This window comes from Bacteroides sp. CACC 737 (genome assembly GCF_013874375.1).
GTDB lineage: Bacteria > Bacteroidota > Bacteroidia > Bacteroidales > Bacteroidaceae > Bacteroides > Bacteroides uniformis.
Window position 1 is genome coordinate 1,582,949 of sequence record NZ_CP059408.1, and the last position, 14,593, is coordinate 1,597,541.

Annotated in this window: 12 protein-coding genes and 2 pseudogenes; 1 reads left to right on the plus strand and 13 read right to left on the minus strand. The window is 49.7% G+C overall.

Annotated features, from left to right (window positions below; genetic code table 11):
* Window positions 1–258 precede the first annotated feature (258 nt).
* Window positions 259–1,407: pseudogene (locus H1A11_RS06855) on the plus strand (tyrosine-type recombinase/integrase).
* 170 nt (window positions 1,408–1,577) lie between these two features.
* Here the strand turns inward: H1A11_RS06855 and H1A11_RS06860 are convergent.
* The 13 genes and pseudogenes from H1A11_RS06860 to H1A11_RS06915 all read right to left on the minus strand — a co-directional run bounded on the left by H1A11_RS06860 (window position 1,578) and on the right by H1A11_RS06915 (window position 14,576).
* Complete coding sequence (locus H1A11_RS06860; protein WP_181757934.1) at window positions 1,578–2,021, minus strand: S24/S26 family peptidase; 444 nt, start codon at window positions 2,019–2,021, stop codon at window positions 1,578–1,580.
* The gene (locus tag H1A11_RS06865; RefSeq protein WP_310591552.1) at window positions 2,018–2,878 is read right to left on the minus strand and encodes a hypothetical protein; all 861 of its coding nucleotides are present in this window, start codon (window positions 2,876–2,878) and stop codon (window positions 2,018–2,020) included. The genes H1A11_RS06860 and H1A11_RS06865 overlap by 4 nt, the downstream gene beginning before the upstream one ends.
* A complete protein-coding gene (locus tag H1A11_RS06870) occupies window positions 2,865–4,499 on the minus strand; it encodes an ABC transporter ATP-binding protein (RefSeq protein WP_117964601.1) in 1,635 nt (544 codons plus the stop codon). Before H1A11_RS06870 ends, H1A11_RS06865 begins: the two co-directional genes overlap by 14 nt.
* Window positions 4,496–5,614: a nucleotidyltransferase family protein gene (locus tag H1A11_RS06875; RefSeq protein WP_227203694.1), complete on the minus strand. Its 1,119-nt coding sequence runs from the start codon at window positions 5,612–5,614 to the stop codon at window positions 4,496–4,498. Before H1A11_RS06875 ends, H1A11_RS06870 begins: the two co-directional genes overlap by 4 nt.
* A complete protein-coding gene (locus H1A11_RS06880) occupies window positions 5,611–5,877 on the minus strand; it encodes a PqqD family peptide modification chaperone (protein ID WP_119962262.1) in 267 nt (88 codons plus the stop codon). Before H1A11_RS06880 ends, H1A11_RS06875 begins: the two co-directional genes overlap by 4 nt.
* A gap of 96 nt (window positions 5,878–5,973) precedes the next feature.
* A complete protein-coding gene (locus H1A11_RS06885) occupies window positions 5,974–8,886 on the minus strand; it encodes a hypothetical protein (protein ID WP_181757935.1) in 2,913 nt (970 codons plus the stop codon).
* Between the two features lie 504 nt (window positions 8,887–9,390).
* Window positions 9,391–10,599, minus strand: coding sequence for a site-specific integrase (locus H1A11_RS06890; RefSeq protein ID WP_181757936.1), 1,209 nt, complete (start codon window positions 10,597–10,599; stop codon window positions 9,391–9,393).
* A gap of 4 nt (window positions 10,600–10,603) precedes the next feature.
* A complete protein-coding gene (locus H1A11_RS06895) occupies window positions 10,604–11,278 on the minus strand; it encodes a hypothetical protein (protein WP_119962324.1) in 675 nt (224 codons plus the stop codon).
* Between the two features lie 23 nt (window positions 11,279–11,301).
* A pseudogene (locus H1A11_RS06900) lies at window positions 11,302–12,238 on the minus strand (relaxase/mobilization nuclease domain-containing protein).
* Complete coding sequence (mobC, locus tag H1A11_RS06905) at window positions 12,235–12,597, minus strand: plasmid mobilization relaxosome protein MobC (protein ID WP_181757937.1); 363 nt, start codon at window positions 12,595–12,597, stop codon at window positions 12,235–12,237. Before mobC ends, H1A11_RS06900 begins: the two are co-directional and overlap by 4 nt.
* Window positions 12,598–12,754: 157 nt before the next feature.
* A complete protein-coding gene (locus H1A11_RS06910) occupies window positions 12,755–13,231 on the minus strand; it encodes a DUF3408 domain-containing protein (protein WP_117599638.1) in 477 nt (158 codons plus the stop codon).
* A gap of 606 nt (window positions 13,232–13,837) precedes the next feature.
* Complete coding sequence (locus tag H1A11_RS19065) at window positions 13,838–13,972, minus strand: hypothetical protein (protein ID WP_255461548.1); 135 nt, start codon at window positions 13,970–13,972, stop codon at window positions 13,838–13,840.
* 40 nt (window positions 13,973–14,012) lie between these two features.
* The gene (locus tag H1A11_RS06915; RefSeq protein ID WP_117599639.1) at window positions 14,013–14,576 is read right to left on the minus strand and encodes a sigma-70 family RNA polymerase sigma factor; all 564 of its coding nucleotides are present in this window, start codon (window positions 14,574–14,576) and stop codon (window positions 14,013–14,015) included.
* Window positions 14,577–14,593: the final 17 nt, after the last annotated feature.

Below are 14,593 nucleotides of genomic sequence, written 5' to 3' on the forward strand. Positions count from 1 at the left end.
GGCAACATTGGGCAATCCGAATTTTTGCTTACCTTTGCCTCAAGCTAATCACTCCACTTCTATTTGAAGTAAAATAAAGAAGATAGCACGTTACAAATCCATTACCTACCTCAGAGAAATGGATTTGTAAATCTTTGAAAGATAGAAATATACTGCTAAGCAAAAGAATTGTTTTCAAATCATTACCCGGTAACCGGTACATTCAAAGTGCTGTTCTACGTGAACGGCAACAAGGAGAAAAACGGTATTGTCCCAGTTATGGGACGGGTGACAATCAACGGTTCCGTAGCCCAGTTCAGTTGCAAGCAGACTATCGCCAAAGGGCTATGGGACGCCAAGGGCAACCGGGCGAAAGGGAAGAGCAGGGAAGCGCGGGAGATCAATCTCGCCCTTGACAACATCAAGGCCCAAATCATCAGACATTATCAACGCCTCTCTGATAGAGAAGCGTTCATTACGGCCGAAATGGTACGCAACGCCTTTCAGGGACTCGGTACGGAATACAAGACACTGCTCGGCGCGTTCGACAAGGACAACGAGAGTTTCAAGAAGCGTATCGGCATAGACTGGGCGTTGAGTTCATACAAAGTGCGGGTAAGGCCAAGAAACCATCTGGTGACGTTCATAAAGAAATGCCATAGGCGGAATGACATTTCCATGCTTGAGCTTACCCCCGACTTCATTAAGGAGTATGAAATCTATCTCTCCACTGATGCCGGACTTCATAACGCCAGCGTGTGGTCAAACTGCATGTGGTTGAAAACAATCGTGGCGAAGGTCCATTACAACGGGCTGATACAGAAAACCCCGTTTGCCCAGTACCGCGTCAGCCAGAACGTCAAGGAACGGGAATATTTGACCGAAGATGAGATCAAGACGGTAATGACGCACGAGTTTGCAAACAGGAAGCTGGCTTATATCCGGGATCTGTTTGTCTTCGCCAGTTTCACCGCCCTCTCTTTTTGGATATGAAGGAACTTACCACCGATGACATTGCGGAAGTGAACGGTGAGAAATGAATATTGTCGAAGCGGCACAAGACGAAGGTGAATTTCCAGGTGAAACTGCTGGATATTCCCATGCAGATCATCAGACGTTACGAGAGGTTCCAAGAGAACGGGCTCGTGTTTCCCAATTTGGACTACTGGTCAATCTGCAAGCCGTTGAAGCAGATGATAAGGGAGTGCGGGATTACTAAAAACATTCCATTCAAGCCGTCATGGATTCGCAACTCTGGCTTTGAGCAAGGGTGTCCCCATTGAGAGTGTGAGCCGGGTATTGGGGCACACGAACATAACCACCACCCAAAAGTACACAAAGATAACCACCGAAAAAATCGACAAGGGCCTGACGGTGTTCGGTAACCGTCTTAACCGATCGTTCCATGAAATTTCAATAGTTATGTGATGGAGAAAACGGTTATAGCCGTCGGCCAAAGCGGGTATGTGAACATTTCAAGTGGTAATGTAACATCAGGCAGTGTGGCAAGCACTCCCTTGTCATAAGAAAAAGAAATAAGTGCGGGCTGCAAACGGTTTCGATTCCTGCTTGCAGCCCTGATGTATACATCTGTCAGGTCACCCTGCCAGACAGCGCAGGATTCTCAAGAGCGGATTCCTGAATATCCCCATCCTGCTCCACAGCATGCCCGGCAATCGCCAGCGCCAGCTGCTTACGGACAGTACCTTGCCGGACGGCCGGATGACGAAACGTACCTTCCCGACCACATCGGCAACCGTACACTGCTCCCGGGCTACAAAAGAGCCGTCCCCCCGGATGTACAGCCGGGTACCTTCCCTCCTGATGATGCGGTGCAGCACGTGTCTTCCGTTATATCTGAAAAGTACCACGTCCATAGGCTGAAGTTCATCCTCCGTACAGGGGTACAGCACCACCTCGTCCCGCCCGTCACGCAATAACGGGAACATCGACCAGCCTTTCAGGCGGAACCGGACGGGGCGTCCTCCGGCGATTTCCGCCTCCACCCGGGAAAAGAACAGCTCGTTGGGAATCTTTCTCATATCGTATCCTTGAAAATCGTCCGACAGGCAAGTCGTGCGGCTTCCCGGTCTGGAAGGCACGCCAGGTGATAGAACGGAACAGCCTGGAGCAGCTTGTCGACACATCTGCTCACATGGTCATACAAACCGTTGTCATAAGCAAATTCCGGCGGGCAGGAAGGGTGTACTGCCCCGTAAGCCTGCAATACGGACAGCCTTGTTATCCGGTTATACGGAGCCTGCGAAAGACGCACACAGGCTTCCAGCTTATAACACTCCTGCCTGTAGCAGGGAGTTTTCCCGCTCCAAGGGCTTCCATAGACCCGCACGACGTCGTCTTCCACCCGCAGCACCGGGCTGTCATCGTTCAGCAGGAAAGCACCTTCCACATGCTCCCTCCATAGGCGTGTATGGGTGCTTTTTCCCGTTCCGCTCTCACCGAGAAACAATACCGCCCTGTCCCGGTAAACGATGCAACTGCTGTGGACGGCTATGGTGCCGTACGGAAGCGTCATCAGTCCATAGCCCACCCACAAGGCGAAGCGGTACAGACGTGCTGAAAGGTTGCCGCATATCCGCACCTCATTCCCCCCGTCGGTACACCACAGATACAGCGCATCCCCTCCGGAAGGCTCCAGCTTCAACATGAAGCCCTTGACCGTCCGTCCGAAAAAGCCCCTGACATCCTCGTATCCGAAGGTATATTCCACGTTTCCCATCACCGGTACGGCGGTATCCTCCATGAAGGCGAACAGCACCTCGCCATCCTGGGATTCAAAAGGCCTGAATCCGGCAATTCCTTCTACAGCCTTGCAGAGTTTGTCTCCCCATAACATGAAGCGGTGTCCGGCAACCTGATAAGTTCTATTCATTTTCATTTCCAATGATAATAATCCGTTTACAATAAGCCAGCGAACTTTCCCGGTGGGCGATGGAAAGTATCGTCAGTCCTTTATATCTTTCTTTCAGTTGGCAGAGGGTTTCGTTCACCTCCCTTTCCGTCACATTGTCGAGTGCCGATGTCGCCTCGTCCAGCAGCAGGACCTCCGCCTGCTTGTAAAGTGCGCGGGCAATGCCGATACGCTGTCTCTGCCCGCCCGAGAGCCTTCCACCCGCTTCACCGAGCAGGGTGTCCATGCCATCCGGCAACGCTTCCGCCCACCTGCCCAGACAGACTTGTCCCAACAGTTCCTTTACCCTGCCGTAATCAATCGTCCCATAGCCCAAGGCGATATTCTCGGCCAGTGTACCGTTAAAGATGAACACCTCCTGGGGGACGTAGCCGAGCCGCCTCATCCAGGAAGCGCGTGTCATCCCGTTCAGGAGTACCCCGTCAATCCGTATCTCTCCCGAATCGGGTTCGAGCAGACCTGCAAGCAAGTTGAACAGTGTGGACTTTCCCGCACCGCTGGCCCCCCGGAAGCCGACATGCTCCCCCTTACGGATACGGCAGTTGAAATTATCCAGCACCGGCCCGCTATCGGGATAGGTGTATGCAAGCCTCCTAATGGTTATCTCCTTTTCGAACGGTATTTCTTCGGAATATGTGCTGACCGCCTCTGCCGGTCCTGCCAGCCCTTCCTCTATCGTGTTCAGGCTGTATGCCGCGTTCTGTATCTGCGTCCATCCCGTCAACAAGGTGCGGAGGGCAGGAAGCAGGCGGAATGCCGTAATGGCAAAAACACCCACCACCATCTTCACGTCTCCGTCCCCGGAAGCCACCAGCAGGCCAAGTGCGATGACAACCGACAGTTCGGAAAGGAAGAGCGGCAGTCCGAGCACGGTGTCAAGCTTCATGCGGTTGCGGCTTATCCTGTCCAGACCTTTAAGAAAGGCGGTCTGAGAGACGGGGAAAGCACCGTTCACCTCCAATTCCATGTATCCCCCGAATGTATCCATGACGGTTCTCGACTGCTCCCGCTTGGCAAGCATATCGTCCTCGCCGTATTTCCTGACCCGTTTCCTCACCACGAGGAGATAGGTACACATGAACGGGAGGAACGAGACATACAGTAGCAATACTGACATGCCGTCGAACACGAGTAAAGCTACCGTCACCAGCATGACGAGCAGCACGTCGCCCGCCATGCGGCAGATGGAGGAGAGCAGGCCGTGGCTGAAGGAGTAACATACAACGTTGGTCTCGTATGCCAGCCTGCTGCTGCCGCGCTCCCGGATAAAAAGCAGTCCGCGGCGGTAATACGCGGAGAACAGCGAGAAGCTCAGTCTCCGGTAGAAAGAGAGTAGACACCTGTCCTGGTAACGGGTGAAAACGGTTGCCAGCACGCTCTTGACAACGATGACCAGTATGGCCAGAAGACAGAACAACAAGGCAGCCCGCCGTTTTTCGCCCCCTTCCAGCAGGATATAGAGTACGGGCAGCAGTGCCGCCAGGGAGACGAAATCGAGCAGTGCGGAGAAGAACACCGTCCCTGCCATCTTCCATACCTTCCTGCGCTCTTCGGGTTGCAGCAGATGCCAGATTCTCTTCAGTGTCATTGCTCCGTACCTTGCTGGAATATGGTTTTCGGCTCTCGGATATGCGCGATGACCGAGTGCAGTATCGTCTTATATACAGAAGCACCCAATACCTCACGCTTGAGTGCAGTGAGGTGTGCCATCCTCCTTGCCTTGTAGAGGATAATGCCGGCTCTGCCTTTGACCGGTACCTTTGTCCCGTAACGCGGATGGAGCATCTCCTCCAATATGTTCCGTGCCAGATTCTCCTGTACGTCCACCACTTGTACGTCCGTCTCCAGCAGCTTGTCGGCCAACAGGGTCAGTGCCGACACGAAACGCAGGAAACGGCGGTCAGTGACGCCTGCCGGTATGTGTAGGCCATGTTTTTTCAACAGGCACGCCCAGTCGCAGAGATGGTGCAGCACCAGACCGCTCCCGTAATGCTGGGCGGCATGGAAAGCAACGAACAGCATATTAAAGAGCGGCGAGGGGGTAAGGATCCGGCCTCCGTCCAATTCCGTCGGTTGCGGGTTCATGTGTTCTTTCAGCATCTTTTCTACCTCTCTGGCCGCCTTATAGCTCTCCACGTTCAGGAAGGTCTTGTGGTTCTCCACCGGAACACCTTTGTAATAGAATACGCTGTGCTTGGGGGAATGTTCCGTATCCACGTCTATGTTCTCCTGTCGTATCAGGCTGTCCGCTAACCTGTTCGCCTCCCCGTCGCTCATCCGGCTCTTGTCCGCCGAATAGGTGTAAATGTCTATGTCGCCTCCCTCGCGGTGGCATGGAACGGGATAAATTGCGGAGAGTCCCACGCCTTTCATCTGTATAGCGGATATGCCATGCTGCGCATAAAAGCGGGAAAGTTCATCTGCCGTCCTGCAATAGTGAAGATATTTTTTCTCGTACCTTTCTACAGCGGCTGCCCATGCCAGCTTTACGGAAAGGGGCGGTTGCAGTTCCGCCGGTAGTCTCATCACACCGTCCCATGCCAGCGCCATCACTCCCTGACTTACGGCCAGGCGGTGGCATTGTTTCCACTCCTCGTCAGTGCTGTCCAGGAAAAGTGTGATTTCTGTTTTCCGCTCGTGCAGCGAGGCCCGGAGCAGGGCGAAGAGCATCCGCTCGTGTCTGTACAGTGTGATCTCTTTCATTCGATTACCTTGCATTTTTTCAGTGCCTCCATCCAGGCTGTGGCATCCTTCAATGCCTGTTGTCCGTCTATTCCGTAAGTGTCCATCAGGATTTTCGCAGCATCTTCCGTTGTGAAATCCTTGTCTGCCAGCCGTTCATATAGCAGACGCGCGGATTTGTTCAGAGAGATGATGCGGGTAAGGTCGGCACCCGTATGTCCCTGATTCACGATGATGGTTTCTCCGGCCATTTCGCGGAGCTTGAAGTTTGGATTGATTTTCATGATAGAATATCATTTGTTATGAAAAAAAGAAAACCGTTCCGAAGCCTTGACGAACGAAACGGTTTCCTATATCTGACATTTATTATTACTCAACAGCTATTGTGCAATTTTGCTAACTACATAAGTCTTGTCTCCACTTAATAAATCATGTGCATCCGTGGCAACCTTTCCGTCACATGTCACTTGATAGCCTTCAGCCACAAAGTTGGCATTGGGGTTTTCGCAAAGGTGGTTACACGGATTAAAGTTTTTAAATGAACCACCATACACATTGATTTCAGCAGCAGAATTGTCTTTTAGGTTCAGCACCCAATAACCTCTGTCATTATAACCGCCGGATTCGTAAGTACCACCGTAGATATTGACTACTGCATTATCCCTTGCATAAATCAAATCATACTGACCATTTTTCTGTTGGTAGTTCTTATAGTTACCTCCACGCAAATTAACGACACTCGTACCATAGGCCGAAATCACCTCACGAAAACCATCATTTTCTGTATTGGCTATACATTCCACATTACCTTCTCCTTCGATATTAAGAGTACCGGCAGTCACAACAAATCCTTCTGTTTCCCAATCGCCTGCATTATTAAAATCCGTCTTATTGGCAATAGTATAACCATTCAGATTGACGGTTGTCATTGCTCCTGCCTTCATCAAGGTTACAGCCTTTTGGATTTCAATATCTTTGTTGAGTTCAATGTTTACATCCGCATTTTCAGCGATAAAGCCAATTGCGCTCAAATCGGAGAACGTGCCACCAGTAACCGACACTGTGATATTGTGCTTTGCTCCATCTTCACGCTTTGCAATTCCTACCGATTTGCCTTCGGCAATGAATGTGCCACCAGTAATGTTGACTGTACAATCGCCATAAGTATTTTGATTGCCAGTACCAATGTTAATCACAGCATATCCCATAGTTCCAGTACCGTCACCCCATTGACCGGAATCTCCTGTACCTTCTCCAATAAGCTTAGCCTGGTCATTAATATTCAATGTGCCGCTACGCATACCTATTGCACCACAAGCACCCTTGATGGTTCCACCGGAAATTGTGGTAGTACCGGCTTGCGGCAAATAGACAGCATAGTCTGCCGCAGAAATCAATTCTCCACCCGTGATGTTGATCACAGAATTCTGTGTCGTATTTTGACCGTTACCAGAAACTGCATACCAACCGGCTTCAATCTTACCACCTTCGATCGTAAGGTCAGCACCACGCCAGAGTCCGATACCAAACTGTCCGTTATTTGGCGGATTGTCACGTACTGCATAGATGTTACCACTCTTCATCGTCATTTTGGCATCCTCACCATCCACATAAATAATACCGGTAGAATAAACTTGATAAACATAATCTTTCGTAGCCTTAATGACACCATTGCCAGCATTGTCTTGCAAAATAAAAGAGCCTTCTACTCTAATAAGACCATCGTTCGCGGCTTCTAGTGTCTTGCCATTCAAATCAAGTGTCACCTCTTTGCCCTTAGGAACCATCATTTCAACTCCTACAATATTCATGTCTTGTGGCAAAGTGTAAGTACCGCCTTCTGCAAACACTTTCTGCATATCGGCGACAGCGGCATCCATAACGACAAATTCTTCACCCAACGAAGACGGAATTTCAGCACCATCCTCTTTATAAACTGTTACAGTCGTTGCTTGATTATCTGACGATTTCTCAATAGCTACCAGTTTCGCTCCCTTATTTACGCGGATATTACCTTTTTTCACGACCACCTTTTTAACTTCCACACCGTTGCCAATGACAAGTGTATTATCTGCTGTTTCGGATGTGACTGTACCATAAATAGCTGCACCCGCGTTACCGGTCAGGGCAACGGTTGTGTTCGGCATGGTTATAGTTACATCCAACGGTTCAAACTCAGCAATTTCATTGTTGGGAATTGATAAGGTGAAGTTGTCTACGGAATTATCTGTAGAACCTGAACTATTCGCGTCTAAAACCGTAAGGGATGCTCCGCTCGCTACTTTCTCCAATGAAAGGCTCTTACCGGTACCCGAAGTTGCGGCAGGAACGCTGATTGTATTACTGGTACCTGAAATTTCTCCGTTGACCCTTACTGCATCGTTACTTGCCAACTTCGTAGCGGCATCATCCAAGGAGCTAGATTCTGTAGGAACCGTAGCATCTATATTTCCGTTGGTCAATTCGATTTTTTTCAAGTCACAACGGACAATAGTATAAGTACCTGCCGCAACATTCACTTTTTCAGTAGAGCCTTGGCTTTCTGTAACTTTTATACGTACATCGTATGTCCCGGTAGGAACAGGCACATAGAAAACACCGGGCTGATCCTGGGTAGCACCACTGAATTCAATAGTTACTGTATTATTTTCACTGGTACTTGTCTCTGTTGATGCAATGACAGGAATATTGTCATTTAAGTTCACCGCAAAAGTGCCGGTAATTTTCTTGTCTACAATAAGAGACAAGGTTCCTGCCTTTATAGGCATCTTAGGCACTTTGATGCAGAACACACCGCCCAAGTGTTTCATTTGCACAGCACCGTTTACAATTTTTCCCCACATGGCCGGATTGAAGCTGTTGCCTTCACCTTGAACCGTAGTAAAGTAATCCGCATCCACTTTATTATATGTATAGGATGTAGGGAAATTATAAGTCAAGGTAGCACCATTTATGCTATGGTTGTCATAACATGGATATACCGCATAATCGCCGATGGTTCCGCTTATTGTACCGCCAAAAGTACCGCTTGCAGTTCCACTGCCATTTGTCAAGTTTAGGGCTGTAAATTTGCTGGCGTTTCCGGAAGTAGTGACACCTAATTGGTCTTTTTTTGACCAGTAGAATTTGCCATCACTTGCAAACCCCGCACGTGTACTGGAATGGTTTCCTTCCACGGTAGCGCTCAGTATGCCTGTTGTGGAAGTGGAAATCAATTCTTCATCATTTTCATTGCTACAAGCCGTTATCAGGAATGTGGCCATAGCCAGACTAATTAAAGATCTGATTTTCATTTTTACTAATTTAAATTCATTTTTTATAGACGTGTAAATTTACATACAGACCGAATTTCCGGAAAAGTTATCAATTCCAGTTTCCGTCTTCACCTCCAGAACTTACCGCAAATCCTTTTTCTACTTCTACTTCTACCACTTCCACCTGGGGAGCTTCGTAACTTTCAATAAAAATTTCCTTGTCCATGACAAAAATCTTTTAAGGGTTAAAACAATAATGAATATTAAATATTTATATTATTCAAATCAACTTCTCTTTGTAAGAGAGGTGGGTATATCCGTTGTCAATTGATAGTCAGCGATATAGAATACAGTGAATTGTAGCGTTCACTCCACAAATGTTACTATATATCAAACAGAACAGACTGTCAGTTGCATTTTTTAAGCAAATAAATGTGCTAATTGCTATAAAATTCTTATTTTTGCATCAACAATCACCTCTCTTACAAAGAGATATAATTTCTCTTACAAAGAGACTTTGTATTCGCTCAACAACCCTGCATGTTACAGGGATTTCAGGATCAGGCTGTTCGCCTTGTCAACCGCCGCTGTATCCAATGAAGCGAGATAGATGCGCGTGGTAGCTTCCGAGTCATGTCCCATGCCCTCGCTGATTACTGACAGTGGAACGTTCTTGCTTCGGGCTATACTCGCCCAGGCATGCCGCGCGACGTACATTGTAAGCGGTACGGGTATCTCCAGCCGTTTACCGATGACTTTCAGGGCGCGGTTGACGTTGTGTGCCGTATTGATGTACTGTTTCCTTTCTTCCACACCGCTTTCAGGGCTGATGACGGGTAGCAGATAGGTGGAGTATTCCGTATTGTACTTGTCCGCTATCTCCTGCATGCATTTCTCCCATTTGATGAAAAGCTGCTGTCCGGTCTTGCGGCGTCGATAGGACAAAATACCGTTATTCAAGTCCTTCTTGCGCAGGTAGGCCATGTCCACGAATGACATGCCACGAGTATAGAATGAAAAAAGGAACATGTTACGGGCAAAATCCAATGCCGGGCTTGATGAGAGGTCCAGCTCCTTGATTTTCCTGACTGCCATAAGGGGTATGGCCCGTTTGGCGGTCTTCTCCACTCCCGTATAAACGTGCTTAAAGGGAAAATTCTGCTCGACCAGTCCTTTTTCCACTGCACGGTTATAGACAGCACGCAGGTTACGCATATAGAATGAGGAAGTGTTGGGGCTGACACCGTTCCTTTTCAGATAGGCTTCGTATGCCACCATCATGTCTGAATCCATGTCGTCCAAAAGCAGGTCACCACCTTTCCTGAAACGTTTGAAGCTGCTCAGCGTTGTAGTGTATGTTTCCCGGGTTCGTGCCTTGCCCAATGCTTTCAGACGGGCGATGACACTCTCCATGAATCCGAATAGAAGGTTTCCCGGCTCGTCCGCCGTAAAACCGGCCATTACGTCATCCGCAGAGTAGGCATGTCCGCTGACTTCCAGCGTGTCAATGACCTTGTGGAACCTTCGTATATCTGCCGCCACGCTGTTCCTGATTTCCGACAGGTAAGTTTTCCGGTTCCCGTCGGCCGATGGCAGCACTACTTCGGACAAGTTGCTGTCCCATTCGTCGGCGTGAAGACGGTAGCCTGTCTTTTGCTGACGGGCTATGCGGTTGTGTATCACCCGGTAGAATAATGTTCCTTGTCCACCATCGGTTGTCGATGGTCTGAACTTGATCTTTACGCTTGCCATAACCTTATCGGGATTTTGAAGGTTTGTTTCCGATCGAGTCAGCCCTATTCTCCTGTTCCCTTGCAGTCTGCTCTTTCAGACGTACCTCCTCGTAGGTTTCCACGTCCTTGCGTATCTGTTTAATCTTCCCGTTGTCCTGGTTGAGCTCGAAGAGATTTTCCAGTCCGGCGATGCTTTCGGGCGATGCTTCGCCCTTCATCCTGATGTAACGGTACTTCAAGTCGTTGTCGATGCGGTCATAATCCTGTCTCCTCTCGGAATAGAGCGTCGAGGCTAACAGGGCTATCAAAAGGACGATACCGATGACAATCGCCCAGTCCCATCTGTTCTCAAGCGCAAACGAGTGCCGGGTCTCGTTAATATTGTGCCGAATGCTTGCCTCGTCCGTCTTTTGGGTGGCCTGCTCTAACAGTTCTCTGATTTTCCCGAAATCCGGCTGTTCCCTTCGGGCAATCCCGTCTATCCGGTTGTTGATTGCATTCAGGCAATCCGTAATGTTCCCGGCGAACTTCGCCAGTCCGGCCTCCGTACGCTGGCCAGCTTCCTCGATCAGTGTCTTGAAGGGAGCAATATCCATGTTGGCGGCATTGGTACTGCCGCTTTGCGATGCCTGCCGGCTCTTGCTGATGGTCAGCAGTTCTTCCAGCATGGCGATGATGGTTCCTGTGTTTTCTTTCATCTTGATTGTTTTTTAGGTTGTTGTTAAATTTTAAATCCCTTGTTCTTCTTCTTCTTCTTTTTCTTCTTCCGTTGCATCAGCCGGCGGAATGCGGCTTTCTCCGGATTCTCGGTGCAGGATGAAGGGGGGGGGGGAGGTCCAGCAGTCCCAATAAACTGCTGATGAGCTCCCCGCTACCGTCTGAAGCCGGGCTGATACCTTGCCGGCAGGATTGTGCCTGCCGTTCCTGAAGACTGTTCCGGTTCAAGGCTGCAGCTATCTTGGAGTAACTGAACTGCCGGTCAATCTTCGAGCCGTTGAAGGAATAGCCGTTCTTACCGAACACCACGCCCTGGATCCCGTCCGTCCACCCCTTGTACTTGAAGCGTACTTCCATCCCTTGTTTCCGCAGATTGGCGATAAGCGTGTCCAGTCACCGCACCTTCCCACTTTCGTTTTAAGAAGAAAAAACAGTTCGTATTTCGTCCTGTCTGGTTCTTTCAGTCGGTTCGTGTTCACCTGCTCCTTGCCCTCCTCGAAGTACAGCCCGTACTTGCGGGTAAGCTCCTTGCAGACGCGTTCGCTGCGGTAGCGGTCGTTCCTGTCACTGATAGTCCTGCCGTTATTGTCGATACGGTTGAAGGCTATATGCACGTGCGGATGCTCCTTGTTGTGATGCCTTCCGATGATATACTGCGTATCGCAGATGCCCATTTTCATCATGTATTCCCGGCTTATCCGCACCATCAGCTCATCGGTTAAGTGTGGCAGGTCCTGCTCGGAAAAGCTGAGCGAGATATGCCCGATGAACTTACCCACCTTCGGATTAAACCGGGACTGGGCGATGAAACTGCGTGCTATCGAGCCGTTGTCGGAGACCAGAACTCCGTCGTGGTCGATAAGCGAGGCCCCTTTTTTCCTGTCAAGGATGTAATCCACAATCCCTTTGGCTCCCGCGCCTTTTACAATCTTCGCGATCATAGGCTGATACGGTCTATGAGGGTTTCCAGCGAAAGCAGCAGGTGTCGGCATTGTCCGGAATGCAGCCTTACGTCCTCCCTGTGTGCCCCCCGGGCCAGCTGGTTCAGGTTGTTCGCCATGCCGCAGAGCTTGCGGATGAAGTCCGCCTGCTCGGTGGTGAGCCTCTCCCTTACCACGCACCCGTCCACCGCCTGCCTCACCATCTCGCTTGCCGAGACACCGGCCTTTCTGGCTTTCGACTTCAGGGCATAGTATTCCCCGGTTGCCATCTTTACCGTGATGCGGTATTTGCGTTTTTCGGACAGCCCTTTTGCCGGGCGTCCTCCCCTGTTTCTGTCGGTATCATTCTTCTGTATCATCCGGTTACATTTTTTGCATACGATTCATACTCTGTTTACTTTACAGACCGGCGGGATGTACCTCTTCGGCGGCCTTCGGGAGTAGCTAGTTTCTATATTTTGCCCCCCGAAAAAGAAATCCCGTCAAAATGCCTTTTAATTGAATGGAAATAAAGGCTTACAGCCGCTTCCAAAACTCGAAATCTTCGGTATAAAGTTCGACGTGGTGCCGGACAATATTCTCCAATAAGCCCGAAAGGCTTATGCGGTTCTCGCCGATCTTGCAGGCGAAACGGTCAAGCGTGTCACGCAATTTCCGGCTGATGAAAACCGGCTTGCGGTCTTCAATCCTGTAAGGCCGCATGAAGGTGTTCCGGTACTCCTCCAGCGAAAGTTTGCGTTGTTTGCCGCTTGTCCTGCGCCGGGCGGTTGGCTCCGGTGTCTGCCCCGTAATGGAAGAAGGCTCTTCCGGCTGTCCGCGTTCCGTTTCCGGAACGGGGGCAGGTTGTTCCATGCTTTCAGGCTCATCAAAAATGGGAGCCATTGTTTCTGAAACTGTTTCCCCATGTGTTTCTGTACCAGACTTTGATGAAGGCAGATCCAGTCCCATCACCTGCATCAGTTCCTCGTCACTGAAATTTTGCTTTTTTTTCATCCTTACTAATGTTTGAACAATTAATACTGTGGTCATCGTATGTTTACATGACCTTTTGTCACTTGCAAAGAAAGTATGCATTGTATTAAATCACAACAGATTGGATGCAGGTTGGCAATTATGCGTCGTATTGCTTCTTGGAATGCTTTGTATATGGCGACGCTTTCCATGTTCTGCCGGTGTTGAACGGGCAGACATGAGAATGGGCGGAAGGAATAGTGGTTTCAAGTATGGGAATGGAACGGTTGTTACCGGCTTTCCGATAGTGGAACGGTGGTCATGTTACCGGTCGCTTCCGACCGTTACCGAATGTATGGAATCCTGGTCTGTCGGATAAATCAGGTGATGGAAGGTACCACTGCCGGAAGGTCGGAAAGATGCGCTCATGGATGCTGTAATCCCTCTGGCGGGGGGACATATTTTATTATGTTATTCCAGAATTGGGGTATGCTATTCGTACAGGCTGCCTTTGTGACGGACAGTTCCTCCATAAAAAGGTCTGTCCGGTCAGTATGCCACTGCCACCGCCGGATAGCCCTTGTACGGTTGTCTGCATGGTTAGTTATAAGGCAGTTTGGCTTGTTGTAATGTTGGTTGGTTAGTTTGTTATAAGGGGCTGAGCTCGTTGCTCAATATCCTGCTGAGGTACATGCTGCCGTCGCGGCATACCGTGATCACCCGCTTGCCCTTGTAGGTCAGTGCCGGGTGGGAGTTGCTCTTGTTGTAAACTGTCAGTTTCATACGATCCAATTTTAGTTTATTATTAATTATAGAGTTATCATCATGCCGCGTCTCTGGCGGCTATCAATCTCCTTCGGGCTGTGAACGTCCGGTTGGCGCGGACGGATTCCAGCATGACCTGTGCCCAGCGGGTTATCACCGATGTTTTCTCGCCCATGTGCCTGGCGATAGTACGGAACGAGCTGCTCGTCTCGTAGAAGCGCAGCATGAACATCCTGTAATCCTCGTAGGAGAAATGCCGCCTGAGGAACTTCTGGATGTCCCTCACCAGCATGTCGCATCCGGTAAGCATCTCTTCCCATTCCTCCGTCTCTTCCCTGTCATCCGTTTCTCCCGGCGTGATGAAATACCCGTCACCGGGGCAGGAGTAGCGGCTGTTATCCCTCATTCCGGCCTGCACCATTTTCCGGTAACAGCCGAAAAAATAGGATTCCCAGTTTTCTATCCCTTCCCTTGAGAACATCACCTGCTTCCTGACTGCCAGGTAAGCGTCGTGGAACACGTCCTCGTCTGTTTTCCCGTGGTAGATGGAGATTCTCTCCTTCAGTCTCGCGTATGAACGGTTGAACCATTCGTTGAAGTCTTTCACGTCTTTAGCTGCCATATTTCTTTCATTTTATT